The sequence below is a fragment of the Staphylococcus equorum genome (genome assembly GCF_001747895.1).
GTDB classification, from domain to species: Bacteria; Bacillota; Bacilli; order Staphylococcales; family Staphylococcaceae; genus Staphylococcus; species Staphylococcus equorum_A.
The window spans coordinates 85415-107525 of record NZ_LNNB01000008.1 but is presented as its reverse complement, the minus strand read 5'-3'; the positions used below and the strand labels follow the sequence as shown (position 1 = coordinate 107525).

Genomic DNA, 22111 nt, shown 5'->3' with positions numbered 1-22111 from the left:
GATAGTATAAAAGTAAATGGAGGCAACGAGTATGGACAAAAAGCAATTAATTAAAACAATCATCACAGTAGCACCTGTGTTTTTAGTACCGCTAATCGTTGAACGCAAACGTATTAAGGATCATCCTGATGTAAAAAAAGCAAGTGACGCAACAGTTAGTGCTTCTAAAACAGTTGCAGATAAATCTGTACGCGTTAAAGATAACGTTGTAGAAAAATCTTCTCACGCAAAAGACTACGTTGCAGATAAAAAACATGATATGGATCAAAAGCGTGAACTTAAACGTATCGCGAAAGAACATGATCCAGCCTATATTGAGAAAAAAGGCGAAAAATTAGAAAAAGAAAATCGCAAAGAAGCAGATAAAATGAACAAACTTCTGCAAAAAAATATAGACAATCGTCATAAAGAAGAAGATAAAGCACGTCAAGATAATAAGAAACAACGTATCAAAGACATGAAAAAATCAAATAAACACATGGAAAAAGTTGGATTAACTCCAGGTAAACTTGATGATGAAACAGAGAAAAAAGGCGAAAAACTAGAAAAAGAAAATCGCAAAGAAGTAAGCAAGCTTGATAAATTACTGCAAAAGAATATAGACAAACGTCATAAAGAAGAAGAAAAAGTGCAAGAGAAAAACAAAAAAGCACGCTTATCTGAATTCAAAAAATATAAAGACTACGTGGCCAAAAGTGTTGTTAAACAAAACAAAGAAGAAAATGGTAAATAACCCTAATGACACAAGTCATTATTGATGGAGATGCTTGTCCTGTAACCAATTCAGTAATTGAATTGACTGAAGGGACAGGCATTTTTGTTACCGTTGTTCGCAGCTTCAGTCACTTTTCTACAGTAGTACAACCAGACCACGTGAATATAATCTATGTAGACGATGGACCAGACGCTGTTGATTTTAGAATTGTAAAACTGGTACGCCCTAGTGACATTGTGATTACACAAGACTATGGCTTAGCTAGTTTACTTTTAAACAAGACGAAAATAGTTATGCATCATAAAGGTTATATCTATACTCAACAAAATATTGATACATTATTAGAGCAACGTCATGCGAGTGCTCAATTTAGACGAAGTGGTGGACGTACAAAAGGACCCTCAGCTTTTACTGATCAAGATGTAGCTGAATTTGAAGCTATCTTTTCGTCTATCATAGCAAATCAGATGTCGAACAAGGAGGAATAAATATGAAAAGTATTGCGGTGTATTGTGGTGCCAGTAAAGGAAATGATGAAACCTATATTACTGAAGCTTATCAGTTAGGTAAGTATATGGCTGAACAAGGTTATGAATTAATATTCGGCGCTGGTTCTGTAGGTATCATGGGCGCTATTCAAGACGGCGTATTAGATCATGGCGGTCGTGCTGTAGGCATCATGCCAAATATGTTAAATGAAAAAGAAATCACAAGTGGAAAATTAAGCGAGTTGATACTAGTAGATTCTATGCATGAAAGAAAAAATAAAATGGCTGAATTAGCTGATGCTTTTGTAATGGCTCCAGGTGGCGCAGGTTCATTAGAAGAATTTTTTGAAATGTATAGTTGGTCTCAAATCGGTATTCACGAGAAACCTATTGCCGTGTTCAATATCAATGGTTTTTTCGAGCCCTTACAAGCACTTTTAGATCACATGATTCAAGAAGGTTTCATAGATTCTAAATACAAAAACCTTGCTCCTTTGTGCAATACGAAAGAATCACTATTCGAAGCGATAAACAATTATAAACCACTTGGCATTAGAACTTATGATTAAATATATCGTATAAAAAACATAACGTTGGGATATAAATCCTAAACTTCAATAAAAGGGAGATAAGATTTCGAAAAATCTTATCTCTCTTTTATGTTATTATGCACTTTCTAACAAAAAAAGTTCGCACATTCATTTCACTACATCTCCCTATAGTAAAAGCGTTATTAATTGTTTTAGAATCATAGCCGCAACAATTAAAATGATAATAGCAGACGCTTTATTTAATATCAGAATGTATTTACCTGTTTTATCAATGTTACCTATCATTTTTCCAGAAATTGCTAAAAAGAAAAACCAAACCCATGATATAACTATAGTTGAAATAGTAAACACGACTTTATCCAAGCCATCATAAATAGCCCCATTCGTTCCAATGACCCCAATCGTGTCCATAATTGCATGTGGGTTCAGTAACGATACAGAAATCGCAAAACCAACTTGCTGCTTCGTTGTCATTGGTCGATAGCGCTTCACTTCATCTGGCCTTACTTTCCATAACGACCAAGCCATATATAATAAAAAAACGAAACCTATACAATAAATAGTAACTTGCAGCATGGGAAATGAGAGTAAAATAACCGACACACCCAACACTGCTAACACAATAAGGAATGTATCACACAGACCTGCTGTAATAATTACGGGTAACGACTTATATATACGCTTATGATTGGCACCTTGATTAAATACAAATACATTTTGCGCACCCAATGGTAAAATCAACCCCAATGCTAGTAAAAAGCCGTGAGCTAATGGTTGAAACATGTTTATTCCTCATTTCTCAATTTTAAATTTACAAAATTAAACCAGACCAGTTTCAAAATCTTTTTCCATTAAAAATATATGAATATAAGGTCTACAAGTACTATACTATAATAAATCCAAGAAAATCGGACCAACCAGAAGCTAATTAAAATACCAACCAGATTTTATATAGGAGCGTATATATGTTCAAACCCAAATACAAAAAAATCGTCGATGATATCATTTCAAAAATAAATAACGAGACATTTAAACGTGGTATGAAATTGCCATCGCAACGAGAAATGGCAAACTACTACGATGTAAACCGTTCAACTATTATACAAGCTTTAGAAATTCTTCAAAGTTATGGTGTTATAGAAGGAAAAGAAAGAAGTGGACTTTATCTTTCAGACAACAAGTGGAACACTTACATCAATAACAATACAAATTGGCAAAAATATATTAGTAATAGTAGTTCAAAAAACAACCAATACTTTATCCAAATGATTAACAAATTAGAGTTTGAATCTAATTTAACTCGCTTAAGCACTGGAGAACTTAGTCCAGATTTAATTCCAAATGAAAAATTCAAAGAAATTCTTTCTACAAGCGAAAAAGACTTACTTAATACAAACTATGAGCACCCACAAGGTAGTTTAAAATTAAGACAAGCGATATCAAACCATGTAAAAAAATTAGGCATAATATGTAATGAGGAGAATATTTGTATCACTTCCGGTGCTTTGCAAGGCCTGAAGTTAATTGCTGATGGCTTACTCGTCCCACAATCGAAAATCATTATAGAAACGCCATCATACATTAATTCTATACGTACTTGGCATAATATTAGAGCTGATATTAAACATATACCTATTTTTGAAATAAAAAGAAATATTAATAATATTTTTAATGCAACATCAGCATACAATAATAGTATTTTTTATTGTATTCCTACATTACATAATCCAACCACGCATTCATATACAATAGACGAAAAACAAAAATTAATCATTCAATGTAAAAAAGCTGGAATACCAATTGTAGAAGATGATGTATATGGCGATTTATATTTTGGTGATGAACGTCCACTTCCATTAAAGTCTTTTGAGGATAATGATAATATATTATATCTCAATAGTTTGTCGAAAACTGTGAGTCCTGGCCTGAGAATTGGTTGGATTATAGGAAAACCTTCAGTAGTACAACATTTAGCCTACTTAAAAATGCAAAATGATTATGGAGCAAGTTCACTTTCACAATTCGTTGCTACTGAATGGCTCAATACACCTTCTTATCATGAAGGACATTTAATCAAATTGAAGCACGCACTTTTAAAGAAAAGAGATGTGTTTTTACATTCATTGAACACGCACTTAAGTGCTTTAGGCACTTGGAAAACACCAAAAGGTTCCTTTTATATATGGTTTAAATTAAATGTACCTATTGATATGAAAATATTGTTTGACGAAGCTATAAAACACAAAATTTTAATCAATCCCGGAGAAATATATGATACAAAATCCAAAGATTATATACGCTTTTCTTATTCATGTATAGATGTTAATGATATAGACAAAGCATTAAAATCATTAAGTGAATTGATTCAATTTCAAACACCCACTGCTTTAAATTAAGTAATATTAAAAAAAGAAAATCTCATCACTAGGTTCAATACTAATGATGAGATCTATTATTTTAAAGAAGATGATTTATACCCTGAATTCATGTGTATTCACAATTTTTCTCATTGAATCCACTAACATATTCAGATAAACTGCTTACTTCACATCGTATTAAACACTTTATCTTAAGCCTTCATCACCTAACATAGCTAAGTTTTTATAATATCTTACATGTCTATGAAGTGGATGATGTTTACTTAATTCTGGATGTTCAAAATAATCATAAATTTCCATCCCTATTTTTCCCATCACTTTGAGTGAAGGTTCATTACTTTCCGCAGTAAAAGCATATACCTCATTTAAACCTTGTTCCTTCGCATACTTCAATACCGCTTCTGCACCTTCAGTAGCTAAGCCATTGCCCCAAACTTCTGGAATAAGTCGCCAACCAATTTCATAAAATGGTAACTCTTCAAATGGAAATTTACTCTCTTCTGTCACATAATTCAAACCTATAAAACCTAACCACCCATTGGTTTCTTTAAGTTCTACAGCAAATAAACCAATGCCATCATCTAATATCATTTCATTCATTTTATTCATATCGTGTTCTGAACGTTGATAACTTAATAAACTCGGGAAATATCTACGAACTTGTTGATTCGCATTCATTTGTTGGAATGATAATAAGTCTTCCTCTTGCCAGTCTCGTAACCTTAAACGTTCAGTTTCAATATAAACTGTCATATGTTACACCTCTATACTGGAAAAATAATTTTCTATACAAAAGTAACGCGTTATGAATCTTTTCATATCGCGCTACCATAATGTTATTTATAATTTGATTATGTTCTTGTAATATAGCTAATTAATTCAAGATTAACAGCTACTTCTTTTAAGCGATTACGTTCACTTTTGGGTGCAGTAAATGTTGCATCAATAAAATCATTTTTATGGTTTAATTTATAAGTAGCAACAAACGTATCTGTATCAGATTCAAAGTTAGGTAAATGCGCAATCACGCGTTTGATTTCACCTGTTGAATCTTTTATTTCTCTACCTGTAATACTTTCTAATTCTCTACCTAATTCAGGTAAAGTAATTGAACGACCTTCTAATAAATTAAAATCTTGTTCATGCATAATGCTTACCTCTCTTTCTATATAGACGACTTATTAATCTACTTCATTCTTACATTTGTCCTATGAAGTGAATATTACTAAATAATAATCGATCTATATTCCAAAATTCATATTTTAAAAAATTATTTTGTATGTTTTATATTAATCTTTATTATGTTTAATGATACCCATTATACCAATTACTAAAACCATAATACAATGATTTCCTAGGAAATAAAGAAATATCATCTGAAATAGCATTAAATGTGATTTCTATATGTAATACAAATAATATTTCATTTTTCTGGAAATTTGTTCGTCAATTTTGTATCAAAGCCATTCATTTTTACTATAAATTACACATAAGAATAGTAATGAATAACGCCTTAACATCGTATGCTTTATGTTTCAGCATTGATTTCTTTCTCTAAATTTTTCGACTGGTCTTGTAGTTTATCTTGTTCTTTTTCCAGTTTTTCTTTTTCTTTTTTCAAATCTTTATTCTTCTTCTCTAATTTATCAATATCTTTTTCTAAAGAAGCTTTTTCATCATCTTTCCCACAAGCGGTTAATGCAATCGTCGATGCTAATATGAGTGCTAAACACTTTTTCATATAAATACTCCTTTTTCATGCTATTATAATAAATTAATTTTATCATTTTTCTGTATTATCTTCATTATTTACCCTTAAATTTTTAGTCATTATGACTTTACTAACATGATAATCCATATTTAGATTTAATTGTTGCATCTGAATATTGTGGTTGGCCACTGTGCTTTCAATTTTTTGAGCGCCTTGTGCTCGTGCCCATGCTTCGACTTCATTTTTAAAACGCGTAGCAATTCCCTGTTTACGAAAAGCTTCATTAACATAAAGCATTTCTATGATCACTTTATTATAATCATTTAAATAGCGCGCCCAAATAAAACCTATAAGTTGTTCTTTCTGTGTTTCAAGCCATAATATATCTGTATTATATTTCAATCCATGATTTATCATTTCTTCACGTAGTCCAACAGATAAACGACTTTTACGATAATCTTCATTTTGTTTTGCAAGCTCACTTTCATGTATGTCTGCGATTTCAGTAATATATTGTTTTTGTTTAAGCGTAAGTTTCTCCATATTTTCTCCTTTAAAAAGTAATGTTGATTTATAATGTTATATTCGTCATAATAAGCCTTATCATTACATTCTATAAAAAGGACTGCGAAATTCAAATGAAATCTACTGACAAATTAATGCGAGAAAATAATGTAAAAGCTTTGCGATTAAATAATACAGATAGAGATGCATTCGAAAATTACATGACATACGTCCGAGCGGATTTAAGCGTTAACCCTCACGATTCTGAAAAAATGTTAAATCGTATTTTAAATCAATTATTGGAAGCTGAAAAAGAAGGCATACTCGCCATGGATTTCTTTGAACATGATCCTAAGTCACATGCCAAAAAGGAACTCAAAAAATTACCAAACGAAACAGTTTTAAATATTTTCAAATACATTATTCAGCATATTTTCTTGTTCTTTGGGATATTTTGTTTTCTTAAAGGATTTATTGGCTTTTTCATTGGTGCGAAACGATTATATTTATATTCATTTCCTCTTGTCGTGTTAGTGGGCATTTTTATCATTTTTCTATTTATATGGATGATATTCCGAACTGTGCAAATGCAATGTTTTACAAAGTCTCATTGGACATGGATATTAACGTATATTGTCATTTTATTACTATTATATGCAATATTTTATGTATTTTTCATTCCTCAATCATTTTTAGCATTTGGGCCTTACATATTAATAAGTAATTGGTCCTTTATTATAATTTCATTTGTCGTTATACCTATCGCTTTATTTATTGATCATCATTATACAAATAAAGATGCGAATACATCTTTATAATCTTGTTCTTTGAATAACAGCGGCTATTTCGTTATAACGCCTAGACTTTTAATAAAATATTGTACTTACTACCAGCTGATTTTCTACGTGCACCAAGCATCCACCTTCAAAAGTGACATATTTTAAATAGAAAAGCACTAATCCATTATAAACTAATAGATTAGTGCTTTTAATTTGAGAATGAGATATTTATGTCCCAGTGCTCTTATTCATATTGTTACGTGATATGCATTGCTATTAAGGCGCCATGCCTTCTTTTCTCTCCACAGCGATACTAATAAACAAGAATATCAGACCGATTGCAGTTAAGATTGGTGCAATTAAACTTAATGATGCTATCGGTAAATTCGTCACGACAACGCCACCAATAAAGGCACCTAGCGCATTACCTAAATTAAATGCAGATTGGTTTAATGTACTTGCAAGCGTAGGCGCATCTTTAGAAATAATCGTACTTTTAAATTGTAATGATGGACTCATACTAAAGCCGATTAAACCAAAGAAGAATATGCCTGCTACCATAAAGAAACCATTCATTTGTATAAAGTATAATAATAGGAAGTAAACGATAAAGATAGAAAAAATAATTTGTAATGCTTTATTTAAATTCCAATCCGCAAGTTTACCACCTACGACGTTACCTAATGTCACACCTACTCCAAAAATAATTAACAGATACGAGATCAAGTTTTCTTGTACATTTGATACATCAGTCAATACTGTAGAAATATAAGTGAAGTATGCAAACACGCTACTGAAACCAAATAATGTCACTGCTAATGTTAACCATAAACGTTTTTCTTTTAAAATTTGTAATTCTTTTTTCATTGATGATTTTATCGTGTCACGTTGCATAGGCACAAAAATAATAATACCTATAAGTGCTAATGTCCCTATAATAGAAATAATGATAAACGTCATCGGCCAGCCAAAGTTTTGACCTATTAATGTCCCGAATGGTACACCTAAAATATTACTTAAACTTAATCCCATAAACATTAGTGCCATCGCGCTTGCACGTTTCTCTGGCCGCACCATATTCGCAGCTAAAATAGAACCTATACCAAAGAATGAACCATGAGCCAACGATGTAATAATACGACTCGTCATCATAAAGCCATAACTCGTACTAAATGAAGCAGCAAAATTCCCTAATATAAAAATACCCATTAATGCGAGTAATAAATATTTTCTATTCCATTTAATCGTTAACATAACTATGATAGGTCCACCGATTGCCACACCTAATGCATAGCCAGTTATAAGTTGTCCTGCCTGACTTACAGTTACGTCAAAATCTCGTGCAATATTAGGTAATAACCCCATAATTACAAATTCTGTCATACCTATTGCAAACGCACCGATTGCAAGCATCCATATAGCAATTGGATATTTCATTTTGACTCCCTTCAAAACTCTTATTTTTTCACACATTTTGTGATTATACTAAAATTCAGTTGCCAAAAACAAGGGTATTGCTTGATTTCTTTCCATTTTTATAATTAATTCGCTTACATTTAATTTAGATGTATTCATTTAATAAATTACTTTACATCATCATACTACTAAAAAAATAAAAAAGTTAGCAATCATCAAATGAAAGTTAAAAGCGCTTAGAACACTTAATTACCCTTCTTATGACAATAGCTAACTCGCTAATTTTAATTAATTAGTAATGCGTCAATAAAGAACCACACGACCATGATAAACATGATAATCCCTTGCGCAACAGCACTCGCTAAAAATGCTACGATGGATCCAAAACTTGCTTTTAAAGCCTTTGAAAAGTTAGGTTCTTGTATCATTTCAACAACGAGTACCGCAATAAATGGAATAATAATAATTCCAAATGGTGGAAATACAAAGCAACCTACAATTACACCAATAAGTGCCGCATACTCGCTGAGCTTAGAACCACCAAATTTATTCACAAAATATTTATTCATGACGAAATCTGCTACCAGAATAAACACAGTGAATAAAATCATTGATACATAGAATATCCATGATAAATTACCATTATGAAATGCGAATTGATAAATTAAAAATCCTACCCATAATACAAGCACTGATGGAATAATAGGTTTAATTAAACCTACAAATGCTAAGACGAATGATGCGATAATTAATAGCCATAAAATTACTGTCATTTTTATCTACTCCATACTTTCTTCTGTGAATTTTTGATCTTTCGTAAAGTATATTAATATCATACCTAAAAAGATAGCTGCCGCTGATACAAAGAATACATTACCCAAGCCTACCCAGTGACTCATAATTCCACCTAATAAGTTCCCACATAACTGACCTATCACCATCGCGTTAGCAAAAAGTGTAGATGCATATCCTGGAAAATCCGGTAAAATATCTTGGAAATAACTGATGCCTAAGCCAAGTAATATTGCTAAGAAAATAGCTAAAAATACTTGGCCCACAAACATCATCACTAGACTTTCAAATACGCCAATACTAAAGTAAAATAGTCCACCAAATAGTCCACCTAACATCAGTAAAACACGTGTCGTGAGCTTAGCTGATAAAATACCTAACACGACCATAAATGGAACTTCTAAACCGGCACATAGACTGGCTAAACCGCCTACATATCCTTCAGCTTCATTCAAATATTTAGTGACAAACAACGGCATATTCAATGTATACATCCATTGGCCAATATGTAATAAAATAAAGGCTAAAAATGGAACTAATAATGCCTTGTCATGTAACATGTTAGGGGCTTTCGCCTCAACTTGATTCACATCAGTTGTGGTTTGTTTAGTTTTGATATCTTTAAAAAAGAATACCTGTAACATCAGTGTAAATAAAATAATGGTAACAGTTCCAGTAAATAACCCTGCATAACCATTTACACCTAATAATAAAGCGCCGATTAACGGACCAAACAGGAATCCAAATGAAAACATTGAACGCAATACGGCATTCGCAAACTTCGCTCTATCTCTTGAAGCAGAAACATTGATAGACTCTCTAGCTGAAGCGTACATTTGAGGCATTGCAGGCGCGAAAAATCCTTGAAAAACAGCATACATAACAATAAATATCCATATTTCATGAATATAGAAGTAAATAGAAAAACTGACAGCACCCATTAACAGTGCTGTAATAATTATGACCTTCCTATTTATATTGTGTGTATCAGAAAAGCGTGCAACAATCGTGTTCATTATAAATTGACTGATTGCTGCTAATGCTAATAGCAGACCATATTGTGTAGAAGTCATACCCAAATCATTGGTCGCAAACAAAATAAGATAAGGGACAGTGATTGAGATTCCCATACCTAAAAGCATCATATTGACTACAAATAGTTTGTAATTCTTAATATGTAATAAAGCACTAAACATATAACAAACCTCTATTCTAATAAATTAGGTGTCAATTCTTGTATATTACTTAAATACGCAATGTATCAATGCTTATGTATTAGCTCTCATTGATGTTATTCAACATATTCCATCATTAAATTGATAAATGATTCTACTTGAGGCAATTGTAACATGCTAGAATCGTAACTTAAAAATGTAGAACGAATCAATGGTTTTTCATCTATATTTACACGTCTAAATTCAAACTGATCACGGTCTAGATGCTTCATCATGATTTCAGGTAAAATTGTTACGCCAACACCATTTAACAACATTTCTTTACATGTAGCCACTTGATCAACAGTAATCATAGCATGATAATCTTGACCTATTTGACTCCCATACCATTCTTTAATTTGGTTAATATAAATTGGATCTGCTTGAAATTCAATAAATGGCATTTTATCAACATCCTCATAACGATTTTTAGGATTAATAAAATAATGCTCATCATTAAATAAATGTGTGTTACTTAAGTTCATAATTTTATTCCCACGTATAATCATCACATGGTAGTCTCTATGGTTTGCTTTAATTTGTTCACTCGAACCTACTTGAACTTGAATTTCTACATTAGGAAATTGGCGTGTAAATAAGTTTAATACTTGCGGTAATAAAGTTTGTCCGATTAATGAAGAACAACCGATTGAAATCGTACCATTAACTTCACCAATGTGCGCTTGCATTTTATCTAAAAACAAACGCTCTTTATTTAGCATATCTCTTGCATGCTCTATAATCATAGAACCTTCTGTTGTGGTAATCAATTGTTTCTTAGTACGTATAAAAACATTTACACCAAAAGCATTTTCAATTGATTTTAAACGTTGTGTTACTGCAGGTTGTGAAATATATAATATTTCTGCTGCTTTCCTTAGTGTTCTTGTTTCATCTAAAGTGGTTAACAAGCGATAATCGTCAATCTTCATATTATCCCCCTATATTTTAAAAAGCACTTTTAATCACTTCATTTATTGATTGTTATTCATTTTCTCAAAACATTTCATAGTATCATTTCAATCTTTAAATGATGTATGTTCTTTATTCTTTATCATCTAGCAGTGTCACTATAACATGATTCACATCATACTCATACACCGTTTCACAATGTATAGATCATCCAATTATATAAGTGCATATAAGCTTAATATTCTGGCTCTGAGTCGCGATGCGTTGGATGATTTTGGTTATGATTGTGACTTTGCTGATTGTGGTTTTCACTTTTAATATGCTTGTTTGGATGTTTATGATCGTGTGGCTTGTGTGGTTTATGTTTATATGGTTTATGTTTATGCTCATTATGTTTGGTTTTACCATGTAATGGGTGGTTTTGATTTTTTGATTTTTGTTTAATCTTGTAATAACAATACATAATTTTATCTTTCATAGTCGAAAAATCAGCTTCAATTTTTATCATTAATTGATGCGCAATAATATAAGCTTCGTGATATTGCTTTTTAGTAATTTGTCCTTGGTCTAAAGCACGTTGTAAATCGTCTTCATCTACAAGTTCATATTCCCCATTTGGTAATACAAGTACATCTAAACATAAATCTATTGTACGTGCGTTTCCTTTTTGTGTAACATTCTTAATATTTATATCAAAGTAATATTCTAATGGGTTGCCTTTGTCATCTAGCATCACTGTAATGCTATATCGTTTTTTTTCGGGCAAGATTTGTAGCCATTGATAGTTATCATCTGCAACAATAATATTTTGCCCCACCACTGTGACCTCTAATGGTTCGCGTACTTTTTTCATCGTCACCAAACCAATAATACCCTTGAACTTGTTGTTGTTTACTTTGACTTCTGTATACTCTTTGTCAATGATACGACGCCAGTGACGCTTATCAATATATTTTACTTTCACTGTCACCAACTCCTTGTCATTATTATATAAAACTGTTTACTTTATGTCATCTTATGGATTATACTGAACGTCTTCCAATTTTGTATCACGAATTTAATTATTATTATTGTACTATATTTCATAGTGTAAAAGCGAAATTGACAATTATAATAAAGTTTGATAGATTTTATCTATATTTTTCTGAAAATTCTATAAATAAAGGAGCTAGTAACATGGCAGTCATTCAAAGACCTTTTAGAGCCGATCATGTCGGTAGTTTATTAAGACCGCAACGCCTAAAAGATGCACGTAAAGATTATCAAAATGAAGTCATCGATGCACAAGCATTACGAGATATCGAGGACGAAGAAATTGAGCACATCATAGAGAAACAACTAGAAGTAGGTTTACATAGCATCACTGATGGCGAATTCCGCAGAAGCTGGTGGCATTTCGATTTCTTAGAAAATTTAGGTGGCGTCAAAGGCTATACATCTGATCGTGGTTTAGCATTTGAAGGTGTTGAGACAAGAAATCATAATGTTAAAGTTGAAAGTAAAGTCGCTTTTAACCCAAATCATCCACATTTTGAACACTTTAAATTTTTATATGACAAAGTTAACGGACGTGCAACAGCAAAAGTATCTATCCCAAGTCCAAACCAATTGTTCCATCCAAATATATTAAATGAAGACATCTATCCAGATATCGAAGCTTATGCACATGATGTGGCTCAGGCTTACCGTGAAAGTTTACTCAAATTTTATGAATTAGGCGCGCGTTACATTCAATTAGATGATGTTTATTGGGCTAACCTAACTTCTGGTTCTCAGAAAACACGTGGACGTGATCGTACTGAAGCAGACAAAGAAGCAGCACGTCAACTTGCATATCGTGTTGTAAATGAAGCGGTCCAAGATTTACCAGAAGACCTACTTATTACTACACATATTTGTCGTGGTAATTATCAATCTACTTGGGCAATTTCAGGTGGTTACGAGCCAGTTGCACCTTATTTATTCAAAGAAAATTTAGGCGGTTTTTTCTTAGAATATGATGATGATCGTTCTGGTGATTTTGAGCCATTACGCTTCTTCCCTAAAGAAAATTCAGCAGCTGTATTAGGTCTTTTCACTTCAAAAACTGGTGACTTAGAAGATAAATCTGCCATCCTAGCACGTATTAAAGAAGCACAACAATATGTTGATTTAGATCAAATTTGTTTGAGTCCACAATGTGGCTTTGCTTCAACAGAAGAAGGCAATAAATTGACTGAAGATGAGCAATGGAACAAACTAGCTTACGTTGTAGAAATTGCAAACGAAGTCTTTGGAACAGCAAAATAAACATACTTCACTATCCAGAACGAAGTATTAATATTAAAAATGAGAGGCCTATCAGATTCTAAAAATCTGATAGGCCTTTATTCATATACAGATGCTTTAAATTAGAAATTAATTAATTTCCAGCTATATCACTTTCGGATAAGGCATAACGTTCATGAATATCTTCTAAACTTGGAAATTGATTATTTAACCATTCTTTACTAAGTAATTCAAAATGTTCAAAGTCAAATGCAGGTTGGCACATACAACCAACAAGTGCATAACCATTTTGACCTTCAATCGAAGAAGCAAAAATCGTCCCTTTTGGAACCACGTGTTGTAGAACATCACCTGCTTCAAGGTCTTTACCAATTGTCACACTTTGATAACATCCATCTGGATAAATCATATGCACTGTTAGAGAATCCCCCGCGTGATAATACCATATTTCATCTGCATCAATACGATGAAAATGCGATATATTGTCATGTGTCAACAAGAAATAAATACTTGAATATGCTGCTCTTTCATTTAGATAATTTGAATTAGCTTTGATAACCTCTTTATAATAGCCACCTTCTGGATGAGGCTGTAAATCTAATTGGTTAAGCCAATACTGAATATTTCCATCCATATTACTTCAAATCCACATTATGGAAAACATTTTGAACGTCTTCTAAATCTTCTAAAGCATCAACTAATGTTTCAAACGCTTCTTGATCTTCTTCAGATAATTCTATATCTGATTGTGGCAACATCTCAAATTCAGCGACCTTAAATTCTTCAACACCTGTTTCACGTAGAGCATCTTGAACTTGAGCAAATTGATCTGGCTCAGCGTAAATAATAGTTAACCCATTTTCTTCAATAATGTCTCTCACATCGATATCTTTTTCCATCAATGCTTCTAAGGTATCATCTGCTGATTTGCCTTCAATACCAAACACAGCCGTATGATCAAACATATACGCAACTGACCCAGAAACACCCATATTACCGCCATTTTTACCAAAAGCTGCACGTACATCAGAAGCAGTTCTATTCACATTTTCTGTTAATGCGTCTACGATAATCATTGACCCATTTGGTCCAAAGCCTTCATATCTTAATTCATCGTAGTTTTCTTCACTTGCGCCCTTAGCTTTTTCTATCGCTCGATCAATAATATGATTCGGTACAGAATAAGTTTTAGCTCTTTCTAAAGTTAATCTTAGCGCCTGGTTTGATTCCGGGTCTGGTTCACCTGATTTAGCCGCTACATAAATTTCTTTACCGAATTTAGCGTAAATTCGACTTGTATTTTTGTCCTTTTGAGCTTTTTTCTCTTTAATATTATTCCACTTACGTCCCATACTTTCATCACACTTTCTCGAAAAATATTTTTATTAACATGATATATTATACAATAATTTAGCGCTATTACATAGAACTACGTATATAAATGACAAATAACCACACCTTATATATTACATAATAAATAAGACTAGTGATACGCAACAGAATTTCGTGTGTACCACTAGTCTTTTAAATCATCTCAAAATATGAATCAATAAAGGACATCTCATTACTTGATCCACATCTTTTACTCAGTATATGATTCAATTTCATCTAATAATGCCTTGTAATGTGCTGCGTTTTTTTCGTTCATTAATAAGTATACTTTACGTTCATCTTCTGTCGAACGTATCTTACTTACTCTATCTTGATCAATCAAACGACGAATGGAAGCAAGCACTTTAGTTCTACTCAAATCCAGTTCCGCAGTAGCAATTTTTAAAAATGGCTGCATCAACATATGCTTTTCACTACAATTTTGCTGAATGAGTTCTAAAACTTCTACATCATTGATTGTCAGTTTATATTTTTGTTCTATGTAATGCGTTAAACTTTTATATTTTTTATAAACATTTAAAAATTGCGCCTTTTTCTCTTCATTCATTGCTATCACACCTTCAATTGAAATTATGATGAATGTTTCTAACACCTTGATAAGTAACACTGTTTTATTTTTGTGTTTTTTTATTTGAATCAATATACTTTTATCTTTACGTAATTTTGAATAAAATAATTAAATTTGTCAACACTTTTTTATTAATTTAACTAAATTATAATAAACACTGATTAGGTCACTTTTTTAAAAATCGTGTCATCACTAAATATTCGCTGAATATAAAAATACACCCTTAAAGTTAAATACTAAAATCAACTTTAAGGGTGTATTCATGTTAATTACTTAATTATCAAAAAGCAAATACTTTATCGATAGTTGCTTCTTTATTTTCTAAATTTATTTGCTAGTCTTAAAACATATTTTATAATGTGTAATAAATTGATGAATAAATTAAAGCCCATTTCTCTTGGTGAGTATTGTCCCCGTTTCATACGATTAAAATCGTATAATGTGTAAAGAAGGAACAATAATAGACCTACCACAGTAATAATCGTATGGAACAATGAATTTTGAATAAACATACCAATCAAACTTGCAACAATTAGCGCTATTAATGTTACAAATAAATATTTACCCATACTTGCGGCATTACCAATTACAAAAAAGCCTATAATGCCGAACACCATAAATCCTGCAATGGCAAGAATTACATTTTTATAGAATACTTCAGGTCCTAAATTTTGCATATATGTCGTAAATGTTGCGAATGATAGCAATCCTACTACAATTGCATATATGTGAGAAATGACTAAACCATATTTACGCGCTCTGTTAAAAATAACAGTGATAAGAACTAAACCAAGTAATACGAATGATAAAGGTCTTCTCCATTCCAATGGCAAGTATTGTCCGAAGTAACAACCAATGCCAAAAATAATCCAGTAATAGACAAAAAAGAGCCATACTTTTCCATAAGCATGAGACTTAGATTTATCTTTAGACTGTTGTTTATGCTTATTTATATGTTGTGCCGTTTCAGCCAATTGATTCACTCCTTAACTATAAAAATAATATTTAAATACTTGAATATTATAATAACATCAATAACCTTCAATAAACGTAATACTTTAACTTTCACTATTTCAAACCATACCAAACATGATTCTTATAATTTTCCAAGTGTATTGAGCTGATCCTATCTATTTCTAACTACAAGCAACTTAATTGTTACAAATACGAAAAAACTAAATACCATTCTCTCTTTATAAAGTCTTATAAATCGCATAATAAGCGTCTTGAGAGACTTAATCCTTTTTGCACTCAAATATTAATAATATTACATCTTTATAACAACACCCACAAAACATCTGATTTTTGATAGTATGGAACGTGAATTCAGATTAAAGAAACTATCACATATATTTAATACATATCTGCTTTTAGGGTATATAGGAATTGAAGGAGGAGTTCTTTTGAAAAAGTTAGCATTTGCAGTAACAGCTGCTTCAGGCGCTGCAGCGGTTATTTCTAATCATGAAGCCGATGCATCAACACAACACACAGTGAAATCTGGTGAGTCACTTTGGACAATTTCACAACAATACGGTGTTTCAGTAGATGAAATCAAACAAAGTAATGATATCAATAACAATATTGTATTTCCGGGACAAGTTATTGAAATTGGTGGAAGTGGTTCACAAGAGCAAGGCTCAAGTTCAAACTCTTCTTCACAATCATCTGGCGGCTCAACGCATACTGTAGAATCTGGTGAGTCATTAAACACAATTGCAAACAATTATGGTGTTTCAGTAGATGAACTTATATCAGCAAACAATTTGAGTGGATACATAATCTATCCGAATCAAACATTAACAATTCCAGGGGCAACTGGTGGTTCTGGCGGTTCTGGTGGTACAACAACACCAAACCAAAATACAGGTAGTTCATCAGCAAGTGATGCTAATCTATACGATTGGGGTCAATGTACATGGCACGTATTTAATCGTAGAGCTGAGACTGGTAAACCAATTAGCACATATTGGTGGAATGCTGATCATTGGGCAAACAATGCAGCAGCAGATGGTTATACTGTAAATAATACACCAAGCGTTGGCTCAATTATGCAAAATTACGAAGGCCCTATTGGTCACGTAGCTTATGTAGAACAAGTTAATCCAGATGGTAGTATTTTAATTTCAGAAATGAATTATAATACTGCACCAGGGACAGTAGATTATCGTACAATCCCAGCTTCACAAGCTTCAAGCTATAATTATATTCATTAATGTATGAATTTCATATTGAATAAAAAAGCAGTTAGACTTCTCTTTAGAATGCTAACTGCTTTTTAATTTGAACTATTTTAAACAAGATCACATACAACATCACTCATAAGCTCACTCAGTCGTCTTATGAGCTTATAAATAGCTTTTACTGCCTACTCTACTAACATATCTTATAAAATGCTTATAACAAAGTCACTGATGTCTATAAATAAAAGACCGATGCTGGGACATAAATACATGTCTCAGCATCGGTCTTATTTTGAGAATAGACAATCACGCCCAAACTCTTTTATACTTCAAACGCTAATCACGCTATAACATACCTAATTATAGGAAGATATTCATAACGAAATAAACAAGGGCAGCAACAATTGCAGAAATCGGCATTGTGATAACCCATGTAACAATCATACGTTGCGCAGTATTCCATTTCACGCCTTTAATACGATTAGATGAGCCTACACCTAGAATAGATGAAGAAACAACATGCGTCGTTGATAACGGAAAATGTAATGAAGATGCTACAAAGATTGTTAAAGCTGATGATAAATCTGCCGCAGCACCATTAGCCGGACGAATTTTCATTATATTACCACCAACTGTTTTAATGATTTTCCAACCACCAACAGCTGTTCCTAACCCCATAGCAGTGGCACAGGCAATTTTAACCCACAATTGTGGTTCAACAGAACCACCTGGTTGTAAGTTAGCTACGATTAAAGCTAATGTAATAATACCCATTGATTTTTGAGCATCGTTGGTACCATGTGAAAATGATTGTAACGACGCTGTGAAAATTTGGAAGAATCTAAAGTTTCTATTTGATTTTGTTAAGTTTGCATTTTTAAATACGACTTTAACAATTGAATACATAATGAAACCTACACAAAAAGCAATTACTGGTGATATCAGTAATACAGCAATGATTTTTGTAAAACCTTCATAGTGTAATACGGCAAACGACCCTTGAGATGCGATAGCTGCACCTGCAATGGAACCAATTAGCGCATGAGAAGATGAACTCGGTATACCATAAAACCAAGTAAGCAAGTTCCAAAAAATTGCTGCAATAATCGCTGATAGCACCACAACAAGCCCATTTTCTAATTTAAATGGGTCTACAATATCTTTAGTTATTGTACCTGCAACTCCAGTAAAAGCTAATGCACCAATAAAGTTCATAACTGATGCTAATATAATAGCAGTTCTAGGCGTTAATGCACGGGTTGAAACAGCAGTAGCGACAGCATTGGCTGTATCATGAAAACCATTGATAAAGTCAAAGATAAGTGAAAAAATAACAATAGCTACTGTGATGATTAAAATATATTCCATTAGTTAGGACTCCTTAGCTATTTTTCATAATTATAGTTTCAAAGTTATTCGCTACAGCTTGACATTTATCTGCAATTTCTTCCATGCTTTCATAAATTTCTTTTATTTTAATAAGCGTTATTGGATCTGTTTCACTGTTAAAAATATGTTTGATTGATTGACGTAAAATGCCATCACAATTTGTTTCAAATTCTTTAATATTAATAGAATGAATACGCATATGCGATAATTTTTTATCAACAAGTAACCCAACAGCTAATTTCATTTCTGCAATAGCTTTTTGGATATTATCAACAAATTCAGCCATGTATTCATCTGTATATTCAATTGAATACATTTCAAACATCGCTGACGTTTCTTCTATTGCATCTAAAACATCATCAATTGCATTACATAATGAAAGGATATCCTCACGTTCAATTGGTGTGATGAAGGTTTGGTTTAAATCGGAAATCACTTGATGCATTAATTCGTCACCGTGTGACTCATATTTTTTAATATTGTCTGAATAAGCTTTCAGATCTAAGTGCGTATTAAAATCCATTTTCCCAAACTCAATTGCCGCTCGATCTAAGTTAAAGACCATTTCTTCAAGTTGCACCATGAACTTATCTTTTTTCTTGTTAAACATCCAAAAAATCCTCCATTTACAGCGACTGTTTCCAATCAGCTTCAATAAATTTAAAAAATCAAAACTCTTTTAAGACAAATTAAAATTGGCAAGATTAACAATTCACTCATCATCACTTAATGTGTCCTTACATTCATGGAAATGAGTCTTTGCTTCTATACCGGTTAAAAAATCTCACAAATGTTGATTTGTCCTTATATGAAAATAGCACAAAATTTACAATTCCACAATTAAATTTACAATCTCTTAACATTTAAAATTTGTAGGAGCAAAAATTTTGTCCGAAATATATTTTTCTAAAATTTATTATAGTTCACATTTTAAATTTGCGAATTTCATAATTAAAAAGCATTGAAATCATAACAGATTTCAACGCTTCAGAACATATATGATTTGAAAATAACAGTTATTTGTGCCGACTCCTACGGGAAAAGCACTAGCCGAAGACTACAGGCTGAGGCTGTGCCCGTGGAAAGCGTGCACAGATAACTGCCAAAAAGTGTAGACTTTGTCGACCCTCTTAAGCAATGAAATCATAACAGATTTCATTGCTTTTTAGATAATCTTGCAACAAGTTCATTTTGATTAGGAAACATAAATGAAGCCTTTGTTCCAATTTGTTCTTCTGAAGTGATATCCACTCGGATTCCTAATTTGTCTTTAACGTTACCTACTAAATATAGACCAATGCCTGATGAAGTGGTCTCATTACGATAAGCAGTGGAAGTAAATCCTTTATCATAAATTCTCGGCAAATCTTTCTTACTAATCCCTCTACCTTCATCTATAATTTCAAGTGTTACATGTTTATTAACTATATGAGCTTTAATGTGAATTGTACTATCTTCACTATATTTAATAGCATTAGATAAAATTTGTCTTATCATCATCCGACACCATTTTGTATCTGTATAGACATCATAGTCCGCTTCAAAATCAAGATCGTAATCAATGCCTTTAGATTGACTAATATACCTTGTGATTTGTATTTCTTCTATAATAAGACGTTTTAATGCTACATGTTCAAAATATAAATCATTATTTTGAAACTCTAATCTCGTTAAAAATAATTGTCTGTCTAACATTCCATTAATTCTCGACCACTCAAAAAGCAAGGCGTACTTTCGCTCTACATCTTGCTCTTTTTCGATCAGTAGCTTCATTGCTGTTACTGGTGTCTTAATATCATGCACGAAATCAGTTAATGACGCTTCAGTTGTTTGAATTTGTTTTTTCTGAGTTGTAACTAACATTTTCTGACTTGTAATTTGATTATACAAATAATTGACCATCTCTTGTTGAAATGGTGTATCAGCAAGAGATTTATGCTTTAGTTCTTCAGGCTCGATGTTATTGTACAAATGTTTGAAAAATTTTACTTCCTTTATATATGTATATAACAAAAAAATAACTGAGATCCCTAAATTCAAAATAATAATATAAAAAATACTACTTACACTGATATCGTAATCTAAATATGCAATAAATAGAAAAATGAAATGTAATAATATGAGCCAAAGTATCCAATTTAATCGTGAGCGTAGAAAGATAAATAACCATTGAATGTTAGCCATGCGCCATATACCCTTTGCCTATTTTAGTTTCAATCGCATCATTCATATCAATATCAGCTAACTTTTTCCTTAAACGATTCACATTAACAGTTAACGTGTTATCACTTACAAATGCTTCATCATCCCACAATGCTGTAATCAAAGTATCTCTAGTAACGATTTGATTTTGCTTTTTCACTAGCATTTCTAAGATAATCATTTCAGTTTTAGATAAATAGATTTGAGCATCACCTTTACTAATGCTATCTTTAGATAAATCTAAAGTCGTTTCCTGCCAAGACAGTACACGCTTCTCATCAATACTGAATTGATAGACGCGTCTATATATAGCTTGTAGTTTTGCAATAAGTACACTCGTATTAAATGGTTTTTGGACATAATCATCTGCGCCTAATTCCATACTCATAACTTGGTCCATTGGGTTATCCCGTGAAGATAAGAATAGAATAGGTGTATTGGAGACCTCTCTAATTTTTCGAGTCCAATAAAAACCATCATACTTAGGCAATTTAACATCCATAATTACAATTGCAGCATTCACTTCTTCAAATTTTGACATAACATCATTAAAATCACTGATGCCATGCACTTGAAAGTCCCATTGTTCTAATTCTTCACTCAGTTCTTTAAATAATGTCATATCATCTTCTACTAATAAAATGTCCAC

Annotated in this window: 25 protein-coding genes; 7 read left to right on the top strand and 18 right to left on the bottom strand. The window is 32.1% G+C overall.

The genetic code is table 11. The features are described 5' to 3' along the window. Positions 1 to 31: 31 nt before the first annotated feature. From AST02_RS01685 to AST02_RS01675, 3 genes are read left to right on the top strand one after another with little or no spacing between them, the layout of a single operon-like run. Positions 32 to 733, top strand: a complete 702-nt coding sequence (locus tag AST02_RS01685) for a hypothetical protein (protein WP_069815258.1) — start codon at positions 32 to 34, stop codon at positions 731 to 733. A gap of 5 nt (positions 734 to 738) precedes the next feature. Next, positions 739 to 1203, top strand: coding sequence for a YaiI/YqxD family protein (locus AST02_RS01680; RefSeq protein WP_069815257.1), 465 nt, complete (start codon positions 739 to 741; stop codon positions 1201 to 1203). A 2-nt stretch (positions 1204 to 1205) separates the two neighbouring features. After that, positions 1206 to 1772, top strand: coding sequence for a TIGR00730 family Rossman fold protein (locus AST02_RS01675; protein WP_002508350.1), 567 nt, complete (start codon positions 1206 to 1208; stop codon positions 1770 to 1772). A gap of 147 nt (positions 1773 to 1919) precedes the next feature. Here AST02_RS01675 and AST02_RS01670 read toward each other — a convergent pair whose 3' ends face one another. Continuing rightward, positions 1920 to 2537 carry a LysE/ArgO family amino acid transporter gene (locus tag AST02_RS01670; RefSeq protein WP_069815256.1) on the bottom strand — a complete coding sequence of 206 codons (618 nt, stop codon included), beginning with the start codon at positions 2535 to 2537 and terminating at the stop codon, positions 1920 to 1922. A gap of 182 nt (positions 2538 to 2719) precedes the next feature. Between AST02_RS01670 and AST02_RS01665 the strand changes: the two genes are divergently transcribed. Then, positions 2720 to 4150, top strand: coding sequence for an aminotransferase-like domain-containing protein (locus tag AST02_RS01665; RefSeq protein ID WP_069815255.1), 1431 nt, complete (start codon positions 2720 to 2722; stop codon positions 4148 to 4150). Between the two features lie 168 nt (positions 4151 to 4318). On the opposite strand, the gene AST02_RS01660 is transcribed toward AST02_RS01665, so the two are convergent. From AST02_RS01660 to AST02_RS01645, 4 genes are all read right to left on the bottom strand, one after another. Next, a complete protein-coding gene (locus AST02_RS01660; RefSeq protein ID WP_069815254.1) occupies positions 4319 to 4885 on the bottom strand; it encodes a GNAT family N-acetyltransferase in 567 nt (188 codons plus the stop codon). 98 nt (positions 4886 to 4983) lie between these two features. Beyond that, a complete protein-coding gene (locus AST02_RS01655) occupies positions 4984 to 5280 on the bottom strand; it encodes a hypothetical protein (RefSeq protein ID WP_069815253.1) in 297 nt (98 codons plus the stop codon). Positions 5281 to 5660: 380 nt separating this feature from the next. After that, on the bottom strand, positions 5661 to 5873 hold the full coding sequence (locus tag AST02_RS01650; RefSeq protein ID WP_069815252.1) for an SA0632 family lipoprotein: 213 nt from the start codon (positions 5871 to 5873) through the stop codon (positions 5661 to 5663). Between the two features lie 42 nt (positions 5874 to 5915). Beyond that, positions 5916 to 6386 carry a GNAT family N-acetyltransferase gene (locus AST02_RS01645; RefSeq protein WP_069815251.1) on the bottom strand — a complete coding sequence of 157 codons (471 nt, stop codon included), beginning with the start codon at positions 6384 to 6386 and terminating at the stop codon, positions 5916 to 5918. 95 nt (positions 6387 to 6481) lie between these two features. On the opposite strand from AST02_RS01645, the gene AST02_RS01640 reads away from it, so the two are divergent. Further along, positions 6482 to 7165, top strand: a complete 684-nt coding sequence (locus AST02_RS01640; RefSeq protein ID WP_069815250.1) for a DUF1129 family protein — start codon at positions 6482 to 6484, stop codon at positions 7163 to 7165. A gap of 237 nt (positions 7166 to 7402) precedes the next feature. Here AST02_RS01640 and AST02_RS01635 read toward each other — a convergent pair whose 3' ends face one another. The 5 genes from AST02_RS01635 to AST02_RS01615 form a co-directional block, all read right to left on the bottom strand. After that, positions 7403 to 8563, bottom strand: a complete 1161-nt coding sequence (locus AST02_RS01635; RefSeq protein WP_069815248.1) for an MFS transporter — start codon at positions 8561 to 8563, stop codon at positions 7403 to 7405. Between the two features lie 263 nt (positions 8564 to 8826). Continuing rightward, on the bottom strand, positions 8827 to 9315 hold the full coding sequence (locus AST02_RS01630) for a DUF456 domain-containing protein (RefSeq protein WP_069815247.1): 489 nt from the start codon (positions 9313 to 9315) through the stop codon (positions 8827 to 8829). Between the two features lie 6 nt (positions 9316 to 9321). Beyond that, positions 9322 to 10530, bottom strand: coding sequence for a sugar efflux transporter (locus AST02_RS01625; RefSeq protein WP_069815245.1), 1209 nt, complete (start codon positions 10528 to 10530; stop codon positions 9322 to 9324). Between the two features lie 95 nt (positions 10531 to 10625). Next, positions 10626 to 11480, bottom strand: a complete 855-nt coding sequence (locus AST02_RS01620; protein WP_069815242.1) for a LysR family transcriptional regulator — start codon at positions 11478 to 11480, stop codon at positions 10626 to 10628. Between the two features lie 215 nt (positions 11481 to 11695). Continuing rightward, the gene (locus AST02_RS01615) at positions 11696 to 12424 is read right to left on the bottom strand and encodes a DUF402 domain-containing protein (protein ID WP_069815240.1); all 729 of its coding nucleotides are present in this window, start codon (positions 12422 to 12424) and stop codon (positions 11696 to 11698) included. Between the two features lie 212 nt (positions 12425 to 12636). On the opposite strand from AST02_RS01615, the gene AST02_RS01610 reads away from it, so the two are divergent. Beyond that, positions 12637 to 13749, top strand: a complete 1113-nt coding sequence (locus tag AST02_RS01610) for a 5-methyltetrahydropteroyltriglutamate--homocysteine S-methyltransferase (RefSeq protein ID WP_069815238.1) — start codon at positions 12637 to 12639, stop codon at positions 13747 to 13749. A 112-nt stretch (positions 13750 to 13861) separates the two neighbouring features. Here the strand turns inward: AST02_RS01610 and AST02_RS01605 are convergent, their stop codons facing one another. The 4 genes from AST02_RS01605 to AST02_RS01590 form a co-directional block, all read right to left on the bottom strand. Then, complete coding sequence (locus tag AST02_RS01605) at positions 13862 to 14362, bottom strand: cupin domain-containing protein (RefSeq protein WP_069815236.1); 501 nt, start codon at positions 14360 to 14362, stop codon at positions 13862 to 13864. Between the two features lies 1 nt (position 14363). Beyond that, entirely contained in the window at positions 14364 to 15080 is a 717-nt protein-coding gene (locus tag AST02_RS01600; protein WP_069815234.1) for a YebC/PmpR family DNA-binding transcriptional regulator, read from the bottom strand. A 230-nt stretch (positions 15081 to 15310) separates the two neighbouring features. Further along, the gene (locus tag AST02_RS01595) at positions 15311 to 15667 is read right to left on the bottom strand and encodes a transcriptional regulator, SarA/Rot family (protein WP_069815342.1); all 357 of its coding nucleotides are present in this window, start codon (positions 15665 to 15667) and stop codon (positions 15311 to 15313) included. Between the two features lie 335 nt (positions 15668 to 16002). Next, positions 16003 to 16662, bottom strand: a complete 660-nt coding sequence (locus AST02_RS01590; RefSeq protein WP_069815232.1) for a Bax inhibitor-1/YccA family protein — start codon at positions 16660 to 16662, stop codon at positions 16003 to 16005. 429 nt (positions 16663 to 17091) lie between these two features. Between AST02_RS01590 and AST02_RS01585 the strand changes: the two genes are divergently transcribed. Beyond that, the gene (locus tag AST02_RS01585; RefSeq protein ID WP_069815230.1) at positions 17092 to 17904 is read left to right on the top strand and encodes a LysM peptidoglycan-binding domain-containing protein; all 813 of its coding nucleotides are present in this window, start codon (positions 17092 to 17094) and stop codon (positions 17902 to 17904) included. 327 nt (positions 17905 to 18231) lie between these two features. On the opposite strand, the gene AST02_RS01580 is transcribed toward AST02_RS01585, so the two are convergent. The 4 genes from AST02_RS01580 to AST02_RS01565 all read right to left on the bottom strand — a co-directional run bounded on the left by AST02_RS01580 (position 18232) and on the right by AST02_RS01565 (position 22111). Continuing rightward, positions 18232 to 19239 carry an inorganic phosphate transporter gene (locus AST02_RS01580; RefSeq protein WP_069815228.1) on the bottom strand — a complete coding sequence of 336 codons (1008 nt, stop codon included), beginning with the start codon at positions 19237 to 19239 and terminating at the stop codon, positions 18232 to 18234. 13 nt (positions 19240 to 19252) lie between these two features. Continuing rightward, positions 19253 to 19870, bottom strand: coding sequence for a DUF47 domain-containing protein (locus AST02_RS01575; protein ID WP_002508370.1), 618 nt, complete (start codon positions 19868 to 19870; stop codon positions 19253 to 19255). Positions 19871 to 20415: 545 nt separating this feature from the next. Further along, a complete protein-coding gene (locus AST02_RS01570; protein ID WP_069815226.1) occupies positions 20416 to 21444 on the bottom strand; it encodes a sensor histidine kinase in 1029 nt (342 codons plus the stop codon). Beyond that, a complete protein-coding gene (locus tag AST02_RS01565) occupies positions 21437 to 22111 on the bottom strand; it encodes a response regulator transcription factor (RefSeq protein WP_069815224.1) in 675 nt (224 codons plus the stop codon). The genes AST02_RS01570 and AST02_RS01565 overlap by 8 nt, the downstream gene beginning before the upstream one ends.